We start from the raw sequence: 19943 nt of genomic DNA, 5'->3' as shown, positions 1-19943 counted from the left end.
CAGGGTAAAGCCTTTTTGGTTACTTTTTCGGCGTCTGGAAAAAGTGACCCGCCGTAAGGGCGGAACCCTAAGCAGCCGTTACCGCAGCAACGGATATGTACTCAATAACCACCAGGGCCCGAGCCCGAAACCGCCCACAAAAAAAATGCCCCGATCTCTCAACCAGGGCATTTCACTCAAACCACGTAACCAGAACTTAGTGCGAAACCGCCCCGCTCGCCCCAAGGCCAGTCTGTGAACGCACAAACTGCGGGAAGAACAGCGCCCGCTCGTTCTCGGCTGCTGCGGACTTGTCGGCAATCGAGAAGAACCAGATCCCGATGAACGCGATCACCATCGAGAACAGCGCCGGGTACTCGTAAGGGAAGATCGCCTTCTCATGATGCAGAATCTGCACCCAGATGGTCGGACCAAGGATCATCAGCCCCACCGCACTCACCAGCCCCAGCCAGCCACCGACCATCGCACCGCGGGTGGTCAGCTTCTTCCAGTACATCGAAAGCAACAGCACCGGGAAGTTGCAGCTCGCCGCGATGGAGAACGCCAGGCCGACCATGAACGCGATGTTCTGGCTCTCGAACAGGATACCCAGACCGATCGCCAGCACGCCCAGGGCGATGGTGGTGATCTTCGACACGCGAATTTCATCCTTGTCGTTGGCCTTGCCCTTCTTGATCACGCTGGCATACAGGTCGTGGGACACCGCCGAGGCACCGGCCAGGGTCAGACCGGCCACCACCGCCAGAATGGTCGCGAACGCTACCGCCGAGATGAAGCCGAGGAAGATGCTGCCACCCACCGCGTCAGCCAGGTGCACCGCCGCCATGTTGTTGCCGCCGAGCAGAGCGCCCGCCGCATCCTTGAAAGCCGGGTTGGTGCTGACCAGCAGGATCGCGCCGAAGCCGATGATGAAGGTCAGGATGTAGAAGTAACCAATGAAGCCGGTGGCGTACAGCACACTCTTGCGCGCTTCTTTCGCATCACTCACGGTGAAGAAACGCATCAGGATGTGCGGCAGGCCGGCAGTACCGAACATCAGGGCCAGGCCGAGGGAAAACGCCGAAATCGGATCTTTCACCAAACCGCCCGGGCTCATGATCGCTTCACCTTTAGGGTGAACCTTGATCGCTTCGGAGAACAGCATGTTGAAGTCGAAGTTGACGTGCTTCATCACCATCAGCGCCATGAACGAGGCACCGGACAGCAACAGCACCGCCTTGATGATCTGCACCCAGGTGGTCGCCAGCATGCCGCCGAACAGCACGTACATGCACATCAGGATACCGACCAGAATCACCGCCACGTAGTAGTCGAGACCGAACAGCAGCTGGATCAGCTTGCCGGCACCAACCATTTGCGCGATCAGGTAGAACGCCACCACTACCAGCGAACCGCAGGCAGACAGGGTGCGGATCTGGGTTTGCCCGAGGCGGTAGGACGCCACGTCGGCAAAGGTGTATTTACCCAGGTTACGCAGGCGCTCGGCGATCAGGAACAGAATGATCGGCCAGCCCACCAGGAAGCCGATCGAATAGATCAGGCCATCGTAGCCGGAGGTGAACACCAGCGCGGAAATCCCCAGGAAGGACGCCGCCGACATGTAGTCACCGGCAATCGCCAGACCGTTCTGGAACCCGGTGATCTTGCCGCCCGCCGCATAGTAGTCGGCGGCCGACTTGTTGCGCTTGGACGCCCAGTAGGTGATGCACAAGGTGGCGCCGACGAACACCACGAACATGGCGATCGCGGAAACGTTGAGCGGTTGTTTGTGGACTTCGCCGGTCAAGGCGTCAGCGGCCCAGACGGCTGGAGCGAACGCTGCGATGCTCAAAAGAGCCAGTAGACGCCGGATCATTGCTGAGCCTCCTTGAGAATCGCATTGTTCAGGTCGTCAAACTCGCCATTGGCGCGTCGCACGTAGATACCGGTCAGGACGAAGGCCGAGACAATCAGACCGACACCAATCGGAATACCCCAGGTAATCGACGACCCGGGACTGAGTTTCGCCCCGAGCACTTGCGGCCCGTATGCGATCAGCAGGATGAATCCGGAGTACAGCCCGAGCATGATCGCCGAGAGTATCCAGGCGAACTTTTCTCTTTTTCGCACCAGCTCCTTGAAGCGCGGGCTGTTTTGAATCGAGAGGTAAATGCTGTCGTTCATTGTTTTTATCCTCGCAGCACAGATTATTGTTGGAACGTATCCACTGTATGCGGCTGCGGAACGGGTTCCAGACGACCTTAGTATTAGAACGACATGACGTTTTCGCCAATTTTTGGACGGTAATTAGCCGAAAGAGTTGGAAAGAGGCTTTGAAACAGCCGTAAACCCTGCAGGTGAGGGTTGCCCAGAAACAAATGTAGGAGTGAGCCTGCTCGCGATGGCGTTGTATCAGTCGACATTTGTATCAACTGAAAGGACGCTATCGCGAGCAGGCTCACTCCTACAGGGGAGCTGCGTTGAGCGGAGTTATTTGGTCCAGTCAGCCACGCGATCCGGGTGTTTGGCGACCCAATCCTTGGCCGCCGCTTCAGGCTTGGCGCCGTCCTGGATGGCCAGCATGACTTCGCCGATCTCGTCTTTCGACGCCCACTGGAAGTTTTTCAGGAACTTGGCGACTTCCGGAGCCTTGGTAGCGAGTTCTTTGCTGCCGATGCTGTTCACGGTTTCAGCCGCGCCATACACGCCTTTCGGGTCGTCGAGGAAGCGTAGTTTCCACTTGGCGAACATCCAGTGCGGCACCCAACCGGTGACGGCAATCGATTCGTTCTTCTTCTCGGCACGGGTCAGCTCGGCAATCATGCCGGCGCCGGAACTGGCCTTGAGCGTATATTTGTCGAGGCCGTAATCCTTGATCGCCTGATCGGTTTTGAGCATCACGCCTGAACCGGCGTCGATGCCGACGATGCGGTTCTTGAAGGTGTCGTCGGTCTTGAGGTCTTCGATCGATTTGGCCTTGACGTACTCCGGCACGATCAGGCCGATTTTCGCGTCCTTGAAGTTCGGGCCGTAATCGACGACCAGATCCTTGTTCTTCGTCCAGTAATCGCCGTGGGTCACCGGCAGCCATGCCGAGAGCATCGCGTCGAGTTTGCCGGTGGCCACGCCCTGCCACATGATCCCGGTGGCGACGGCTTGCAGCTTCACGTCGTAGCCGAGTTTCTGCTTGATCACCTCGGCCGCCACGTGGGTGGTCGCGACGCTGTCGGACCAGCCGTCAACGTAACCGATGTTCAGGGTCTGTTTTTCAGCGCTGGCGAATGTGGAACTCATCGCAAGCACCAGAGCGGCACCTGCGCCTAAAAGTCGTCGCATCTTCATCGTTTACTTCCCCGAAATGCTGCGCCCGACGGATGCCGGGCATCGTCAACGTATTGTTATGGTGCACAGCGCCCCCATCACGCCTGACCGCAAACTCGCTCGAATGCCAGTGGAGTACTGACGCTTTCGATCATCGGCCTGACGCCCGCAGCGACCTGCTCTGTCAGCGACCTCAATACACCGAGAAACGACATCAGAAGGCCATTAATCACCTCTGAATAATTGGCGCCAGACAATCCGCCCGAACTTTGCATGTGCAAATCATGCAGGCCACCAACCCGCGGATAAATGCAGGTAACATGCGTCGCTTTGCAGCCACTCGGCCTAACCATGTCCGCGACTTCCCGCTTCCCGTTTGTTCCTTATCTCTTCGCCTGCCTGCTCGGCCTGTTTGCCCTTGGCGGCTTCTGGTACGGCCTCGGCAAACCGGTGATCCTGCCGGACGCCGCGACCCCGACGCACAAGTTGCAATGCGCCTCCTACACGCCATTCGACAAGGACCAGTCGCCGTTCGACGTGCCGTTCAAGCTGCGCCCGGAGCGCATGGACGCCGACCTCGCCCTGCTGGCGACGCGCTTCGAATGCATCCGCACCTACTCGATGACCGGCCTCGAAGCCCTGCCGGATCTGGCGCGCAAGCACGGTTTGAAGTTGATGATCGGCGCCTGGGTCAACAGCAACCCGGTGGACACCGAGAAAGAAGTCGACCTGCTGATCGCCTCGGCCAACGCCAACCCGGACGTGGTCAGTGCGGTGATCGTCGGCAACGAAGCCTTGCTGCGCAAGGAAGTCACCGGCGCGCAACTGGCGAAGCTGATCAACAAGGTCAAAAGCCAGGTCAAACAACCGGTCACCTATGCCGATGTCTGGGAGTTCTGGCTCAAACACCCGGAAGTCGCGCCGGCGGTGGATTTCCTGACCATTCACTTGCTGCCGTACTGGGAAGATGACCCGTCAAACATCGACGTCGCTCTGCAACACGTGGCGGATGTGCGTCAGGTGTTCGGCAACAAATTCGCGCCCAAGGACGTGATGATCGGCGAGACCGGCTGGCCCAGTGAAGGCCGGCAGCGTGAGACCGCCCTGCCGAGCCGGGTCAACGAGGCCAAGTTCATTCGCGGTTTTGTCGCGATGGCCGAGAAGGAAGGCTGGCATTACAACCTGATCGAAGCGTTCGACCAGCCATGGAAACGGGGCAGCGAAGGTGCGGTCGGCGGTTACTGGGGCCTGTTCGACGCCGATCGCCAGGACAAGGGCGTGCTCGCCGGGCCAGTGACCAATGTGCCGTACTGGAAGGAATGGCTGGGCGTCGGTGGGCTGATTTTCCTCGGCACGCTGCTACTCGGCGGCCGGGTTCGCACCACGCAATCGGCGTTGGTTCTGCCCCTGCTTGCGGCAGTTGCAGCCTGCTCTATCGGCGCCTGGGGCGATCTGGCGCGAGTGACCACGCGGTTTGCCAGCGAATGGCTGTGGGTCGGCTTGCTGACAGCGTTGAATCTGTTGGTGCTGGCGCATGCCGCGCTGACCTTGAGCAACCGTCAGGGTTGGCGTGAACGCGCGTTCAATCTGCTGGAACGGCGTGCTGGATGGCTGGTTGCCGTGGCCGGTTTTGCGGCGGCGGTGATGATGCTGGAGATGGTGTTCGACGCGCGTTATCGCAGTTTCGCCAGCATGGCGTTCATTCTGCCGGCGCTGGTGTACGTATGCCGTCCGGTCAGCGTACCGCGCCGGGAAATTGCCCTGCTGACCTTTATCATCGGTGCCGGCATTGCGCCGCAGCTGTATGAAGAAGGACTGTTGAATCAGCAGGCGTGGGGCTGGGCGCTGGTCAGCGGGTTGATGGTGGCGGCGCTGTGGCGCTGCCTGCGGGTTCGCAAAGGCTGATCTCCCGAGGCCAGTCTGGCCCCTTCGCGAGCAAGCCCGCTCCCACATTTGATCTGTGGCGTTCACAAATCCCCTGTGGGAGCGGGCTTGCTCGCGAATGCTGACTGTCAGGCGCTGCGGGACGCCCGGACCAGGCGCAACCCGCCAATAACCACCGCAAACACCGCCAACGTCGTGTTGTACAACGCCAGCGCCGGCAACCCGAACACCAGCGCCAGCACCGCCAGCCACCACCCTGCCCGCCCGGGCAGCACAAAACCCAGCAGCGCCGCACCCAGCGCGGTCCAGCCCAACACCTTGAAGTGGATCATCAGCCCCAGGTTCGAACGCACCGAGCATTCCCAACGGCTCGCTTCATCGACGCAGATGCCGACCCACTGCCCATCTTCCATGAAGCCATAACGCACGCCATAACTGGCGGCCAGCCACATCGGCAACAGCACGAGCAACAGAATCACGGGCAAGCGGTGGGACATGAATCTCTCCAATCAACGAAATCGGCGGCCAGCTTAATCTGCCCGCACGCATTGGCAAGCACTAACAACTGTTAACTGGTCATCCGCGCCTTGCAAAGTGTATCGTCCAGCTACTATTACTCCGAATTCTGCCTGTTTGGTGCCGAGGCATGGCACTTTGGCGCGAGCCCGGTGGTCATAGCCTGCGAACTTCATTCGGCACCTTCCTTTAAGGGATCCAGTCATGCTCCGTTCCTTGCGCTTCGCCGCGCTGTTCAGCGGCCTTATTCTGAGTGCGTCCGCACTGGCGGTGGATATCGATGCCGCCAGTTATGGCTATCCCCTGACCAACCCGTTCGAGGCGACCATCGCCACCACGCCACCGGACCTGCGCCCGGAGTTGCCGTCGAACGACGAGATCAATCAGTCCGACCACAGCATCACCCTGCGCCCGGAACGGGCCTTCATCCTCCCGGACAATTTCTGGGCGGTGAAAAAACTCACCTACCGCATCGCCGAGCAGGACAAACCGGCGCCGCTGATCTTCCTGATCGCCGGTACCGGCGCGCGCTATGACAGCACGCTCAACGAGTACCTGAAGAAGCTCTACTACAAGGCCGGCTACCACGTCGTGCAGCTGTCGTCGCCCACCAGCTTCGACTTCATCAGCGCCGCTTCACGCTTCGCCACCCCGGGCATCACCAAGGAAGACGCCGAAGACATGTACCGGGTGATGCAGGCCGTGCGTGCGCAGCATCCGAAACTGCCGGTCACCGAGTACTACCTCAGCGGCTACAGCCTCGGCGCGCTGGATGCCGCGTTCGTCGCGCATCTGGACGAGACCCGACGCAGCTTCAACTTCAAGAAAGTCCTGCTGCTCAACCCGCCGGTCAACCTCTACACCTCGATCAGCAACCTCGACAAGCTGGTACAGACCGAGGTGAAGGGCATCAACAACAGCACCACCTTCTATGAACTGGTGCTGAACAAGCTGACCCGCTACTTCCAGCAGAAAGGCTACATCGACCTCAATGACGCCCTGCTCTACGACTTCCAGCAGTCGAAGCAGCACCTGACCAACGAACAGATGGCGATGCTGATCGGCACTTCGTTCCGTTTCTCGGCGGCAGACATTGCCTTCACCTCCGACCTGATCAACCGTCGTGGCCTGATCACCCCGCCGAAATTCCCGATCACCGAAGGCACCAGCCTCACGCCGTTCCTCAAGCGTGCGCTGCAATGCGACTTCGACTGCTACCTGACCGAACAAGTGATTCCGATGTGGCGCGCGCGCACTGACGGCGGCAGCCTGCTGCAACTGATCGATCAGGTCAGCCTGTACGCACTCAAGGATTACCTGCACGACAGCCCGAAAATCGCCGTCATGCACAATGCTGATGACGTGATCCTCGGCCCTGGCGACCTCGGCTTCCTGCGCAAGACCTTTGGCGATCGCCTGACCGTTTACCCACTGGGCGGCCATTGCGGCAACCTTAACTACCGCGTCAACAGCGACGCCATGCTGGAGTTTTTCCGTGGCTAAATATCTCCTGCTGATTGCAGCGCTCCTCAGTGCAGGCGTGGCCCAGGCCGACAACAGCAAAGCCAACGCGCCGGTGGTGGTCGACAGCGATGGCTTCAAGGAGCCGCTGTCCAAACTCAAGTTCAACCCGGGGCTTGACCAGCGTGAGTTCGAGCGCTCGACGCTCAACGCACTCAACGTCTATGACCCGCTGGAGTCGTGGAACCGCCGCGTCTACCACTTCAACTACCGCTTCGACCAATGGGTGTTCCTGCCGGTGGTCGACGGTTATCGCTACGTGACGCCAAGCTTCCTGCGCACCGGGGTGAGCAACTTCTTCAACAACCTTGGCGACGTGCCGAACCTGGTCAACAGCCTGCTGCAGTTCAAGGGCAAGCGCTCGATGGAAACCACCGCGCGGCTGCTGCTCAACACCACTATCGGCATTGCCGGTCTGTGGGATCCGGCCACCGCCATGGGCCTGCCGCGCCAGAGCGAAGACTTCGGCCAGACCCTGGGCTTCTACGGCGTACCGGGCGGTGCCTACTTCGTCTTGCCGATCCTCGGCCCGTCAAACATTCGCGATACCGCCGGCCTGGCCGTGGACTACACCGCCGAATCGGCGATCAACTACCTGAACGTGTCGGAAGTCAGCTCCAACCACCCGGAAATCTGGGCCCTGCGTGCGGTCGACAAGCGCTACCAGACCAACTTCCGCTACGGCCAGATGAACTCGCCGTTCGAATACGAGAAAGTGCGTTACGTCTACACCGAGTCGCGCAAGTTGCAGATTGCCGAGTAACCTCAGCGACAACAAAAAAGGGCCATTCGATGCGAGTCGAATGGCCCTTTTTCATGGATCACTGAAATCCAATGTGGGAGCGAGCCTGCTCGCGAATGCGGTGTCTCAGACCCGAAGGGGGTGGCTGACTCGACGCCTTCGCGAGCAGGCTCGCTCCCACAGGGTTATTGTGTTCAGCCTTTGATTGCGCGCCAGATTTTACCGACCACCGAAACCACCGCCAGCACTGCCGCGCCCGCGATGATCCCCGCCACGCCATTGAGCAGCACAGGGACTGCGAACCCGGCGCTACCGGCCGCCACACCGACACTTTCAATCCAGTGATGCAGCACAGGAACGCCGTGGGTGAGGATGCCGCCACCGACGAGGAACATTGCCGCCGTGCCGATCACCGACAGGCCTTTCATCATGTACGGGGCGGCGCGCAGGATTGCATTGCCGATGCTTTTGGCGGCTGCACCCGATTTCTGGGTCAGCCACAGGCCCAGATCGTCGAGTTTGACGATGCCGGCCACCAGGCCATAAACACCGACGGTCATGACGATAGCGATGCCGGACATGACGATCACTTGCTGGCTCAGCGATGCGTCGGCCACGGTACCAAGGGTAATGGCGATGATTTCCGCCGAGAGGATGAAGTCAGTGCGGATCGCGCCTTTGATCTTGTCCTTCTCGTAAGCCACCAGATCGGTGGTCGGCTCGGCCACCGCCGCGCTCAGTTGCGCGTGGTCGGCGTCATCTTCAGCCTTGCTGTGCAGGAACTTGTGCGCGAGCTTCTCGAAACCTTCGAAACACAGGTACGCGCCGCCGACCATCAACAGCGGCGTCACCAGCCACGGCACAAACGCACTGATCGCCAGGGCCGAGGGCACCAGGATCAGCTTGTTGAGGAACGAGCCCTTGGCGACCGCCCAGACCACCGGAATTTCCCGCTCGGCGCGCACGCCGGAGACTTGCTGGGCATTGAGCGCCAAGTCATCGCCGAGTACGCCGGCGGTCTTCTTCGCGGCCATTTTGCTCATCAACGCCACATCATCCAGAACGGTGGCAATATCGTCGATCAGCACCAGCAAACTGCTTCCTGCCATGAATCTTGTTTCCTTATGTGAATAATGCTGCGCAGCATACCGCGACTGCGGGCCACACGGGGCATTCTTGAGCCATGCGCGAGGCCGGTGCTACCATGCGCAACCGCCAGAACAGGCAAGGAACCACCGGGTTTATGAGCACAATCCGCGAGCGCAACAAAGAACTGATCCTGCGTGCCGCCAGTGAGGAATTTGCCGACAAGGGCTTCGCTGCGACCAAAACCAGCGACATCGCCGCCAAGGCAGGATTGCCCAAGCCCAACGTTTACTACTACTTCAAATCCAAGGAAAACCTCTACCGCGAGGTCCTGGAAAGCATCATCGTGCCGATCCTGCAGGCTTCGACCCCGTTCAACCCGGACGGCGTACCGAGCGAAGTGCTCAGCGGCTACATCCGCTCGAAGATCCGCATCTCCCGCGACCTGCCCTTCGCCTCCAAGGTGTTCGCCAGCGAAATCATGCACGGCGCCCCGCACCTGAGCGCCGACCTGGTCGAGCAGCTCAACAGCCAGGCCAAGCACAACATCGACTGCATCCAGAGCTGGATCGACCGCGGCCAGATCGCCCCGATCGACCCCAACCACCTTATGTTCAGCATCTGGGCCGCGACCCAGACCTACGCCGATTTCGACTGGCAGATCTCTGCGGTCACCGGCAAGGACAAACTCGACGAGGCGGATTACGAGGCGGCGGCACAGACGATTATTCGGCTGGTGTTGAAAGGGTGTGAGCCGGATCAGTGAGACCGCGCTGACGCCATCGCGAGCAGGCTCACTCCTACAGGGAAACGCATTCCAAATGTAGGAGTGAGCCTGCTCGCGATCGAGGCAACACAGTTTCGGCTCAAACCCAAATCGCATCCCACAGCGGATAATCCCCAAGCTTCTCCACCAGACCAGCCCGCAAAGGGTTGGCGACGACATACCTTGCCATCTTCACCAAATCCTCCTCCCGCCGCAGTGCCCGGTCATGAAACCCTCTTTGCCAGAGGCCAACATTTCTACCGGTAGCCTGATTCACCGCTTTGGTACTTAGCGACTTGGTCTTTTGCATCAGTTCGCTCAAAGACCCGCTCTGTAATTCGATTAACCAATGAAAATGATCTGGCATTACCACCCACGCCAGTGAGTTCGCCAAGCCGAGATCTTGTGCACGCCGAAATTGATGAACCACCAATCGGCCCAAAGCAAAATCGGCAAAGATCGGTTTGCGATCAAGAGTGTTGGTCGTCAGTAGGTAGATTCGATTGGGCTCGGCATAGCGACCGGCTCGCAATCGGTGTGCAGCGGGTAGATCAGGCATTCCTTTGCCTCCCATGATCAGCTCATGAGAAGACTAGTTCTGCGTGCTCAAGTTGATGGGACAGACTCTTGGCTGGATGTTTCTGGGAGAGAGCTATCGCGAGCAGGCTCACTCCTACAGGGGTTTGTGGTGTTCAGACATTTTGTGTCCAACCAAGATCCCTTGTAGGAGTGAGCCTGCTCGCGAAGGCGGTTAATCATCCGCTACAAAATCAAGCAGCCACCCCCGCATCCGCCCTCAAATCCAGCGCCTCCACCGCTTTGATCGCCACCTGCTCATCAATATCCGACAGATCGCCGCTAATCCCGATCGCCCCCAGCACATTCCCCGCCTGATCACGAATCAACACCCCGCCCGGAGCCGGGACGACGCTGCCCTGGCCCATGCTGTTGAGTGCGGCAATGAAGGCCGGGCGTTGTTGGGCGTCCAGCGCCAGCAGGCGTGAGCCCTTGCCCAGGGCGATGGCGCCCCAGGCTTTGCCGATGGCGATGTTCGGGCGCAGCAGGCTGGCGCCATCTTCGCGTTGCAGGGTGATCAGGTGGCCGCCGGTATCGAGTACCGCGATGGTCAGCGGCGCGGCGTTGATCCCGCGCCCGGTGCTGATGGCTTCGTTGACCAGGTTGACTGCGACTTTCAAGGTTAAAGCGCTCATGGTGCCGTCCTCATTTTGTTATTGGGAAAGTCGTGGGGCTGCGCTTAAGTGCCGCAGCCCGATGCCACAAATAGAACACAATGAATTATTTTTTTGTATACAATAATTCTCGAAAAGCGCCACATGCGACGAAAAGCCACAGTAGAACCGGGCTTTCGACGAATGAAACAGGCGCTTGAGAAAATGGATTGACCTGCGCCGTCCGCCGTGAATACACTCTGCGCAAAGCCACTTGTATACAATTACAAAACGTAAAGAGGCACAAAACCATGAGCAAAATGAGAGCAATCGAAGCCGCCGTTCTGGTGATGCGCCGTGAAGGGGTTGATACCGCTTTTGGCATTCCGGGTGCTGCGATCAACCCGCTGTACTCCGCCCTGCAGAAAGTCGGTGGCATCGATCACGTCCTCGCTCGCCACGTCGAAGGCGCGTCGCACATGGCCGAGGGTTACACCCGCACCAAGGCCGGCAACATCGGCGTGTGCATCGGCACGTCCGGCCCGGCCGGTACCGACATGGTCACCGGGCTCTACAGCGCCTCGGCCGACTCGATTCCGATCCTCTGCATTACCGGCCAGGCACCCCGCGCCCGTATGCACAAGGAAGACTTCCAGGCGGTCGACATCACCAGCATCGTCAAGCCCGTCACCAAGTGGGCGACCACGGTTCTGGAACCGGGCCAGGTGCCTTACGCGTTCCAGAAAGCCTTCTACGAAATGCGCTCCGGCCGTCCGGGCCCGGTGCTGATCGACCTGCCGTTCGACGTGCAGATGGCTGAAATCGAATTCGACATCGACGCCTACCAGCCGCTGCCACTGGCCAAGCCAACCGCGACCCGCATTCAGGTCGAGAAGGCTCTGGCCCTGCTTGATCAGGCCGAGCGTCCATTGCTGGTGGCCGGTGGCGGCATCATCAACGCCGACGCCAGCGATCTGCTGGTGGAGTTCGCCGAGCTGACCGGTATTCCGGTGATCCCGACCCTGATGGGCTGGGGCACCATTCCGGACGATCACCCGCTGATGGTCGGCATGGTCGGTCTGCAGACGTCGCACCGTTACGGCAACGCCACGCTGCTGAAATCCGACGTGGTACTGGGTATCGGTAACCGTTGGGCCAACCGCCACACCGGTTCGGTGGATGTCTACACCGAAGGCCGCAAGTTCATTCACGTTGACATCGAAGGCACGCAGATCGGCCGCGTGTTCACTCCGGATCTGGGCATCGTCTCCGACGCCGCTGCCGCGCTGACCGTGTTCATCGAAGTCGCCCGTGAATGGCAAGCCGCCGGCAAGCTGAAAAACCGTAGCGCCTGGCTGCAGGATTGCCAGCAGCGCAAGGCCAGCCTGCAGCGCAAGACCCACTTCGACAACGTGCCGGTCAAGCCGCAGCGCGTTTACGAAGAGATGAACCAGGTGTTCGGCAAGGACACCTGCTACGTCAGCACCATTGGTCTGTCGCAGATTGCCGGCGCGCAGTTCCTGCACGTCTACAAGCCGCGTCACTGGATCAACTGCGGTCAGGCCGGGCCGTTGGGCTGGACCATTCCGGCAGCGCTGGGCGTGGTCAAGGCCGATCCGAGCCGGAAAGTCGTGGCCCTGTCGGGGGACTATGACTTCCAGTTCATGATCGAGGAGCTGGCGGTCGGCGCTCAGTTCAAACTGCCTTACATCCACGTCGTGGTGAACAACTCGTACCTGGGGCTGATCCGTCAGGCCCAGCGCGGGTTCGAAATGGACTACTGCGTGCAGCTGTCCTTCGATAACCTGAACGCGCCGGAACTCAACGGTTACGGTGTCGACCACATCGCAGTCGCCGAAGGCCTTGGCTGTAAAGCGCTGCGGGTGTTCGAACCATCGGAAATCGCCCCTGCCCTGCGCAAGGCCGAACAAATGATCGAAGAGTTCAAGGTACCGGTGATTGTCGAGATCATCCTGGAGCGTGTGACCAACATCTCCATGGGGACCGAGATCAACGCCGTCAACGAATTCGAAGACCTGGCACTGGTCGGCAACGACGCGCCAACGGCGATTTCGTTGCTCGACTGAACGTAACTGGCTCCCTCTCCCTCCGGGAGAGGGCTGGGGTGAGGGAGCGATTTTGTGTCGTTCGGGGAATTTGGGGCCAACCCTGATTCCCCCCTCACCCTAACCCTCTCCCCCTGGAGAGGGGACTGATTGGTTTAGTCTGACCACCCGCGTCAAAACCGTTTTAGGAGACCACCATGCCGCGTTTCGCTGCCAACCTGTCCATGCTGTTCACCGAACAGGATTTCCTTGCCCGTTTCGACGCCGCCGCCAAGGCCGGTTTCAGTGGTGTGGAATACCTGTTCCCGTACGACTTCAGCTCTGCCGAAATCAAGGCCAGGCTCGATGCCAACGGTCTGACCCAAGTGCTGTTCAACCTGCCGGCCGGTGACTGGGCCAAGGGCGAGCGCGGAATCGCGTGTCTGCCGGATCGCGTTGAAGAGTTCCGCGCCGGGGTCGATCTGGCGATTGCCTACGCGCAAGTGCTGGGCAACACCCAGGTCAACTGCCTGGCCGGTATCCGTCCGCAAGGCGTGGACGATGCCACCGTGGAAAAAACCTTCGTCGCCAACCTCAAATATGCAGCCGACAAGCTGCAGGCGGCGGGTATCAAACTGGTGATGGAAGCGATCAACACCCGCGACATCCCGGGCTTCTACCTGAACAACACGGCGCAAGCCCTGTCGATTCGCGAGCAGGTCGGCAGCGCCAATCTGTTCCTGCAATACGACATCTATCACATGCAAATCATGGAAGGCGATCTGGCCCGCACCCTGCAATCGCACCTGGGCGAGATCAACCACGTGCAGCTCGCGGACAACCCGGGGCGCAACGAGCCGGGCACCGGTGAGATCAACTACCGCTTCCTGTTCGAACACCTGGATCGCATTGGTTATCAAGGTTGGGTGGGTTGCGAGTACAAGCCGCTGACCACCACTGAAGCAGGCCTCGGCTGGCTGAAAACCCACAACGCAATTTAAGAACACTGCAAAAAACCTGTGGGAGCGGGCTTTCTCGCGAATGCGGTGGTTCAGTCAACACGGATATTGAATGTTCCACCGCATTCGCGAGCAAGCCCGCTCCCACCCAAAGCAACACCCCCTATTTCGCTTGAGCAAGACAAAAACAAGAGGATTTTCTCATGGCTAAAATCGGATTTATCGGCACCGGCATCATGGGCCACCCAATGGCTTCGAACCTGCAGAAAGCCGGTCACAGCCTGTTCCTGTCGGCGCACCACGACGCCGCTCCAGCCGATCTGGTCGCCGCTGGCGCCGTCGCCTTGGCCAACCCGCGCGAAGTGGCGCAGGAAGCTGAATTCATCATCGTCATGGTGCCGGACACCCCGCAGGTCGATGACGTGCTGTTCCGCGCCGACGGCGTCGCTGCCGGCATCGGCAAAGGCAAAGTCGTGATCGACATGAGCTCGATCTCGCCGACCGCCACCAAAGCCTTCGCCAAGAAGATCAACGAGAAAGGCGCGCAATACCTCGACGCGCCAGTGTCCGGTGGGGAAGTCGGCGCCAAGGCTGCGACCCTGAGCATCATGGTCGGTGGCGATGCCGATGCCTTCGAACGCGCCTTGCCGCTGTTCCAGGCCATGGGCAAGAACATCACCCTGGTCGGTGGCAATGGCGACGGTCAGACCGCCAAAGTGGCGAACCAGATCATCGTCGCGCTGAACATTCAGGCCGTGGCTGAAGCCCTGCTGTTCGCTTCGAAAAACGGTGCTGATCCGGCCAAGGTGCGTGAAGCGCTGATGGGCGGTTTCGCTTCGTCGAAGATCCTCGAAGTGCACGGCGAGCGCATGATCAAAGGCACCTTCGATCCGGGCTTCCGTATCAGCCTGCACCAGAAGGACCTGAACCTGGCCCTGCAAGGTGCCAAGGAACTGAACATCAACCTGCCGAACACCGCCAACGCCCAGCAAGTGTTCAGCACCTGCGCGGCCATCGGTGGCAGCAACTGGGACCACTCGGCGCTGATCAAGGGTCTGGAACACATGGCCAACTTCTCGATTCGCGACAAAAAATAAAGCCTTCATCAAACCTGTAGGAGTGAGCCTGCTCGCGATGAATTCATCTCGGTGTACCTGATACACCGCGCCGCCTGAATCGCGAGCAGGCTCACTCCTACAGTGATCTGAGTTGCCCTTTCGAATAACAAGAATTCCGGGAGCCCGCCATGTCGGTCGATCCGCAACAACTGCTGCGCGAGCTGTTTGCCACAGCCATCGACGCGGCCCATCCGAACCAAGTCCTCGAAGCCCATCTGCCTGCCGATCGCACGGGTCGGGTGATCGTCATCGGCGCCGGCAAGGCCGCAGCCGCCATGGCCCAGGTGGTCGAGCGCTGCTGGCAGGGTGAAGTATCCGGTCTGGTGGTGACCCGTTACGGTCACGGCGCTCCGTGCGAAAAAATCGAAGTGGTCGAAGCCGCGCATCCGGTACCGGACGCTGCCGGCCTGGCCGTGGCCAATCGCGTGCTGGAACTGGTCAGCAATCTGACTGAAGACGACCGCGTGATCTTCCTGCTGTCCGGCGGCGGTTCTGCCCTGCTCGCGCTGCCAGCCGAAGGCATCACCCTGGCCGACAAGCAGTCGATCAACAAAGCCCTGCTTAAATCCGGCGCGACCATCGGCGAGATGAACTGCGTGCGCAAGCACCTCTCGGCGATCAAGGGCGGCCGCCTCGGCAAGGCTTGCTGGCCTGCCACCGTCTACACCTACGCAATTTCCGATGTGCCGGGCGACCTCGCCACGGTCATCGCCTCCGGCCCGACCGTGGCCGACCCGAGCACTTCGGCCGAAGCGCTGGCGATCCTCAAGCGCTACAACATTGAAGTCCCGGCGTCGGTGCGCAACTGGCTGCAAAGCCCGGAATCGGAAACGGTCAAACCCGGTGATCCGAGCCTCGCTCGCAGCCATTTCCAGTTGATCGCCCGCCCGCAGCAATCGCTGGATGCAGCGGCGGTGAAATGCCGTCAGGCCGGTTTCAGCACATTGATCCTTGGCGACCTGGAAGGTGAGTCACGTGAAGTGGCGAAGGTCCACGCCGGCATCGCTCGGCAGATCATCAACCATGGTCAGCCGTTGGCGGCGCCGTGCGTGATTCTTTCCGGCGGCGAAACCACGGTCACCGTGCGCGGCAATGGTCGCGGCGGGCGCAACGCCGAATTCCTCCTCAGCCTCACCGACAGCCTCAAGGGCCAGCCCGGCGTTTACGCGCTGGCCGGTGACACCGACGGCATCGACGGTTCAGAAGACAACGCCGGCGCGATCATGACCCCGGACAGCTACGCCCGCGCCGCCGCCCTCGGTTTGAGCGCCAGCGACGAGCTGGATAACAACAACGGTTACGGCTACTTCGAGGCGCTCGATGCGCTGATCGTCACCGAGCCGACCCGCACCAACGTCAACGACTTCCGCGCCATCCTGATCCTTGAGAACTGCAAATCATGACGCCTGATAAAAAGGTCAAAATCCTCGCCACCCTCGGGCCTGCCGTCGATGGCATCGAAGACATCCGTGAACTGGTCGAGGCCGGGGTCAACATCTTCCGCCTGAACTTCAGCCACGGCGATCACGCCGACCACGCCAAGCGCTATCAGTGGATCCGCGAAGTCGAGCGCCAGCTCAACTATCCGCTGGGGATCCTGATGGATTTGCAGGGGCCGAAACTGCGCGTCGGCAAGTTCGCCGACGGCAAGGTGCAACTGCATCGCGGTCAGGCGTTCCGCCTCGATCTGGACGCCACACCCGGCGATGAACGCCGGGTGAATCTGCCGCATCCGGAGATCATTGCCGCGCTGGAAGCCGGCATGGATCTGCTGCTGGATGACGGCAAACTGCGCCTGCGCGTGGTCAGCAAATACTCCGACGCGATCGACACCACCGTGCTCAACGGTGGCGAACTGTCGGACCGCAAAGGCGTGAACGTGCCGCAGGCGGTGCTCGATTTGAGCCCGCTGACCGCCAAGGATCGCCGCGACCTGAGCTTCGGTCTGGAGCTGGGCGTGGACTGGGTGGCGCTATCGTTCGTGCAACGTCCGCAAGACATTCTCGAGGCCCGCGAACTGATCGGCGACAAGGCCTTTCTGATGGCGAAAATCGAGAAGCCGTCAGCGGTTGAACAACTGCGCGAAATCGCCGAACTGAGCGACGCGATCATGGTGGCGCGCGGTGACCTCGGTGTCGAAGTGCCGGCGGAAAGCGTGCCGCAGATCCAGAAGAACATCATCAGCACCTGCCGCGAACTCGGCAAACCGGTGGTGGTGGCGACGCAGATGCTCGAATCGATGCGCTTCTCCCCGGCACCGACCCGTGCTGAAGTCACTGACGTGGCCAACGCTGTGGCTGAAGGCGCGGATGCAGTGATGCTCTCGGCCGAAACCGCGTCCGGCGAATACCCGCTGGAAGCGGTGCAGATGATGAGCAAGATCATTCGCCAAGTGGAAAACGGCCCGGATTATCAGACCCAACTCGATGTCAGCCGACCGAAAGCCGAGGCAACGGTGTCCGATGCCATCAGCTGCGCGATCCGCCGCATCAGCAATGTGCTGCCGGTGGCAGTGCTGGTCAACTACAGCGAGTCGGGCGCTTCGACGTTGCGTGCCGCGCGGGAACGGCCGAAAGCGCCGATCCTCAACCTGACGCCGAACCTGCAGACGGCACGACGTTTGAGCGTGGCGTGGGGTATTCATTCGGTGGTCAACGATCGCCTGCGTCAGGTCGATGAAGTGTGTTCGACCGCGCTGGAAATCGCTCAGGCGCAAGGCATGGCCGAGCGTGGCGATACGTTGCTGATCACCGCCGGTGTGCCGTTCGGGCAGCCGGGATCGACCAACTCGCTGCGGATCGAAACATTGATCTGACGATTGCGACTGAACCCTGTGGTGAGGGGATTTATCCCCGATTGACTGCGCAGCAGTCACCGCTTTCAAGAGAGTGACGGTTTTCACAGAAAAACCGCACTCCCCGATTGGGGGCCGCTTCGCAGCCCATCGGGGATAAATCCCCTCACCACAGGTAAGCAAGACCTTTTGATTTTCCAACTGCCCAGATTTTTTCAGCATGCCTGCCAATCATTTCAACACCCACTGCCCCGACTGGGCCGAGGCTTTGCTCAACGGTTTCAGTCAGATATTTCTTCAGCGCCACCCGCTATGCGGCCTGTTGTGCCTGCTGGCGATCCTGCTCACTGCGCCGGTGCTGTTTGCCGGCGCGCTGCTCGGGGCGGTCGCTGGATTGCTCACTGCACAGCGACGTAACTATGCCAAGGCTGATCGTCAGGCCGGTTTGTTCAGCTACAACGGCGTGCTGCTCGGCTTGTTGCTGAGTCTGTATTTCCCCTGGTCACCGCTGCTGCCGCCGCTGATTCTGGCGGCTGGCGGCGTCAGTGCGATGCTCACTCAGCAATGGCTCAAACACGTGTACCGCAATCGATCGATACCGGCTTACACCTCGCCGTTCGTGGCCATCGGCTGGATCTTGCTGCTGTTCGCCGAGCCATCCGCGCCGACAGCGCACATCGAGATGAACACGCTGAATTTGCTCGCCGCTGAGTTGCGTGGACTGGGTCAGGTGATGTTCCTTGATCATCCACTGGCCGGCGCATTGATCGCCATTGGCTTGTTGATCGCTGATCGCCGCGCCTTTTGCTGGGCATTGTTCGCGTCAGCCATCGGCCTTGCGTCCAGTCTGTTGCACCACGAAACCGGCGCGGCATTGCTGGGACTGGGCAGTTACAACGCGGTACTCGCCGCCCTCGCCTTCAGTGCGCAGCGCCAGCAACCGTGGTTGCCGCTGCTGGGCATCGTCCTTGCGCTGCTGGTCACCCCGCTGTTCGTCGCTCTCGGTCTGGCGACGCTGACCGCGCCGTTCATCCTCGCTTGCTGGCTGATCCGCGCCGGGATCCAGATGCTTGGCAAAGCGGCCGTCGACGTCACGCCTTGCGCACAGGGGGACAATCAACCTAGGCTGCGCTGATCTTCAATTCAGGCGTTATCCATGGACAGCAGCAACAGTTGGCGCGAACGGCTTTACGTGATGATTTTCCAGAGCGACACCCTCGCCGGGCGGCGCTTCGACGGCACCTTGCTGTTGATCATCCTTGCCAGCCTGGTGGTGGTGATGCTCGACAGCATCGACAGCATTCACCAGAACTACGCCAATGTGCTGGCCTACATCGAGTGGGGTTTCACCGTCATTTTTCTCGGTGAATACATCCTGCGCCTGTATTGCTCACCGAAACCGTTGCGCTACGCCTTCAGTTTCTACGGACTGGTGGATCTGCTGGCGATCGTGCCCGGAATTCTGGCGCTGTATTACAGCGATGCGCAGTACCTGCTGATCATCCGCATCATCCGGATGCTGCGGATCTTCCGGGTGCTCAAGCTCAGCCCGTACCTCAAGCAAGCCAACTACCTGATGTCGGCGCTACGTGGCAGCAAGCAGAAGATCGTGGTGTTTCTGGTCAGCGTCTGCACCCTGGTAACGGTGTTCGGCACCCTGATGTACGTGATCGAAGGCCCGGAACATGGCTTCACCAGCATCCCCAAAGGCATCTATTGGGCTATCGTGACGTTGACCACCGTCGGCTTCGGCGACATCGTGCCGAAGACCCCGCTGGGCCAGGTGATTTCGTCGCTGGTGATGATCACCGGTTACTCGATCATCGCCGTGCCCACCGGGATTTTCACTGCAGAACTGGCCAACGCCATGCGCGGCGAACAGCTGCAACATGACTGCCCGGTGTGCAAGAAAAACAGCCATGAACAGAACGCAGCGTTTTGCTCGCGGTGCGGCAGTCAGCTGTTTAAGAAAGTGGAATAAGCAAAGAGCTTTTTAATCTTTAAACGACTATGCCAGCCCGGCTATAGTCGCTGGCAAAACGG

General features: G+C 60.2%; 18 protein-coding genes. 11 read left to right on the top strand and 7 right to left on the bottom strand.

Annotation, left to right across the window (positions count from 1 at the left end; genetic code table 11):
• Positions 1-196: 196 nt before the first annotated feature.
• From AC3WMV_RS23050 to AC3WMV_RS23040, 3 genes are all read right to left on the bottom strand, one after another.
• On the bottom strand, positions 197-1855 hold the full coding sequence (locus AC3WMV_RS23050; protein WP_103369712.1) for a cation acetate symporter: 1659 nt from the start codon (positions 1853-1855) through the stop codon (positions 197-199).
• A complete protein-coding gene (locus AC3WMV_RS23045) occupies positions 1852-2163 on the bottom strand; it encodes a DUF485 domain-containing protein (RefSeq protein ID WP_041072887.1) in 312 nt (103 codons plus the stop codon). The genes AC3WMV_RS23050 and AC3WMV_RS23045 overlap by 4 nt, the downstream gene beginning before the upstream one ends.
• Before the next feature lie 306 nt (positions 2164-2469).
• Positions 2470-3321 carry a glycine betaine ABC transporter substrate-binding protein gene (locus tag AC3WMV_RS23040; protein WP_027613949.1) on the bottom strand — a complete coding sequence of 284 codons (852 nt, stop codon included), beginning with the start codon at positions 3319-3321 and terminating at the stop codon, positions 2470-2472.
• Between the two features lie 288 nt (positions 3322-3609).
• Between AC3WMV_RS23040 and AC3WMV_RS23035 the strand changes: the two genes are divergently transcribed.
• On the top strand, positions 3610-5205 hold the full coding sequence (locus AC3WMV_RS23035) for a glycoside hydrolase family 17 protein (RefSeq protein ID WP_103369711.1): 1596 nt from the start codon (positions 3610-3612) through the stop codon (positions 5203-5205).
• A 107-nt stretch (positions 5206-5312) separates the two neighbouring features.
• Here the strand turns inward: AC3WMV_RS23035 and AC3WMV_RS23030 are convergent, their stop codons facing one another.
• Positions 5313-5681: a hypothetical protein gene (locus tag AC3WMV_RS23030; protein ID WP_103369710.1), complete on the bottom strand. Its 369-nt coding sequence runs from the start codon at positions 5679-5681 to the stop codon at positions 5313-5315.
• 223 nt (positions 5682-5904) lie between these two features.
• Here AC3WMV_RS23030 and AC3WMV_RS23025 point away from each other — a divergent pair, with 223 nt between their 5' ends.
• Positions 5905-7203 carry a serine/threonine protein kinase gene (locus AC3WMV_RS23025; RefSeq protein WP_027613946.1) on the top strand — a complete coding sequence of 433 codons (1299 nt, stop codon included), beginning with the start codon at positions 5905-5907 and terminating at the stop codon, positions 7201-7203.
• On the top strand, positions 7196-7984 hold the full coding sequence (locus AC3WMV_RS23020; RefSeq protein ID WP_007969640.1) for an MlaA family lipoprotein: 789 nt from the start codon (positions 7196-7198) through the stop codon (positions 7982-7984). Before AC3WMV_RS23025 ends, AC3WMV_RS23020 begins: the two co-directional genes overlap by 8 nt.
• A 173-nt stretch (positions 7985-8157) precedes the next feature.
• Here the strand turns inward: AC3WMV_RS23020 and AC3WMV_RS23015 are convergent, their stop codons facing one another.
• Positions 8158-9072 carry a DUF808 domain-containing protein gene (locus AC3WMV_RS23015; protein ID WP_103369709.1) on the bottom strand — a complete coding sequence of 305 codons (915 nt, stop codon included), beginning with the start codon at positions 9070-9072 and terminating at the stop codon, positions 8158-8160.
• Positions 9073-9206: 134 nt separating this feature from the next.
• Here AC3WMV_RS23015 and AC3WMV_RS23010 point away from each other — a divergent pair, with 134 nt between their 5' ends.
• A complete protein-coding gene (locus AC3WMV_RS23010) occupies positions 9207-9815 on the top strand; it encodes a TetR/AcrR family transcriptional regulator (protein WP_034151540.1) in 609 nt (202 codons plus the stop codon).
• A gap of 100 nt (positions 9816-9915) precedes the next feature.
• Here the strand turns inward: AC3WMV_RS23010 and AC3WMV_RS23005 are convergent, their stop codons facing one another.
• Both AC3WMV_RS23005 and AC3WMV_RS23000 read right to left on the bottom strand, forming a co-directional pair.
• Positions 9916-10374 (bottom strand): REP-associated tyrosine transposase, encoded by a 459-nt coding sequence (locus AC3WMV_RS23005; protein WP_103369713.1) that lies wholly within the window; start codon positions 10372-10374, stop codon positions 9916-9918.
• Between the two features lie 211 nt (positions 10375-10585).
• A complete protein-coding gene (locus AC3WMV_RS23000) occupies positions 10586-11026 on the bottom strand; it encodes a GlcG/HbpS family heme-binding protein (RefSeq protein WP_027613943.1) in 441 nt (146 codons plus the stop codon).
• Between the two features lie 269 nt (positions 11027-11295).
• Between AC3WMV_RS23000 and gcl the strand changes: the two genes are divergently transcribed.
• From gcl to AC3WMV_RS22965, 7 genes are all read left to right on the top strand, one after another.
• Positions 11296-13071, top strand: coding sequence for a glyoxylate carboligase (gcl, locus tag AC3WMV_RS22995; protein ID WP_103369708.1), 1776 nt, complete (start codon positions 11296-11298; stop codon positions 13069-13071).
• Positions 13072-13247: 176 nt separating this feature from the next.
• Positions 13248-14030 (top strand): hydroxypyruvate isomerase, encoded by a 783-nt coding sequence (gene hyi / locus AC3WMV_RS22990; RefSeq protein ID WP_095050211.1) that lies wholly within the window; start codon positions 13248-13250, stop codon positions 14028-14030.
• Positions 14031-14191: 161 nt separating this feature from the next.
• On the top strand, positions 14192-15085 hold the full coding sequence (locus tag AC3WMV_RS22985) for a 2-hydroxy-3-oxopropionate reductase (RefSeq protein ID WP_003222962.1): 894 nt from the start codon (positions 14192-14194) through the stop codon (positions 15083-15085).
• Between the two features lie 149 nt (positions 15086-15234).
• Positions 15235-16509 (top strand): glycerate kinase type-2 family protein, encoded by a 1275-nt coding sequence (locus tag AC3WMV_RS22980; protein ID WP_027613940.1) that lies wholly within the window; start codon positions 15235-15237, stop codon positions 16507-16509.
• Positions 16506-17921, top strand: a complete 1416-nt coding sequence (pyk, locus tag AC3WMV_RS22975) for a pyruvate kinase (RefSeq protein WP_007961656.1) — start codon at positions 16506-16508, stop codon at positions 17919-17921. Before AC3WMV_RS22980 ends, pyk begins: the two co-directional genes overlap by 4 nt.
• A 199-nt stretch (positions 17922-18120) precedes the next feature.
• Entirely contained in the window at positions 18121-19035 is a 915-nt protein-coding gene (locus tag AC3WMV_RS22970) for an urea transporter (RefSeq protein ID WP_103369707.1), read from the top strand.
• A 21-nt stretch (positions 19036-19056) separates the two neighbouring features.
• Positions 19057-19881: an ion transporter gene (locus tag AC3WMV_RS22965; protein ID WP_103369706.1), complete on the top strand. Its 825-nt coding sequence runs from the start codon at positions 19057-19059 to the stop codon at positions 19879-19881.
• Positions 19882-19943 lie beyond the last annotated feature (62 nt).

The sequence above is a fragment of the Pseudomonas sp. FW305-3-2-15-E-TSA4 genome (assembly GCF_058787295.1).
Note: the sequence above shows the minus strand (reverse complement) of the source record. Positions and strands in the feature narration are given on the sequence as shown.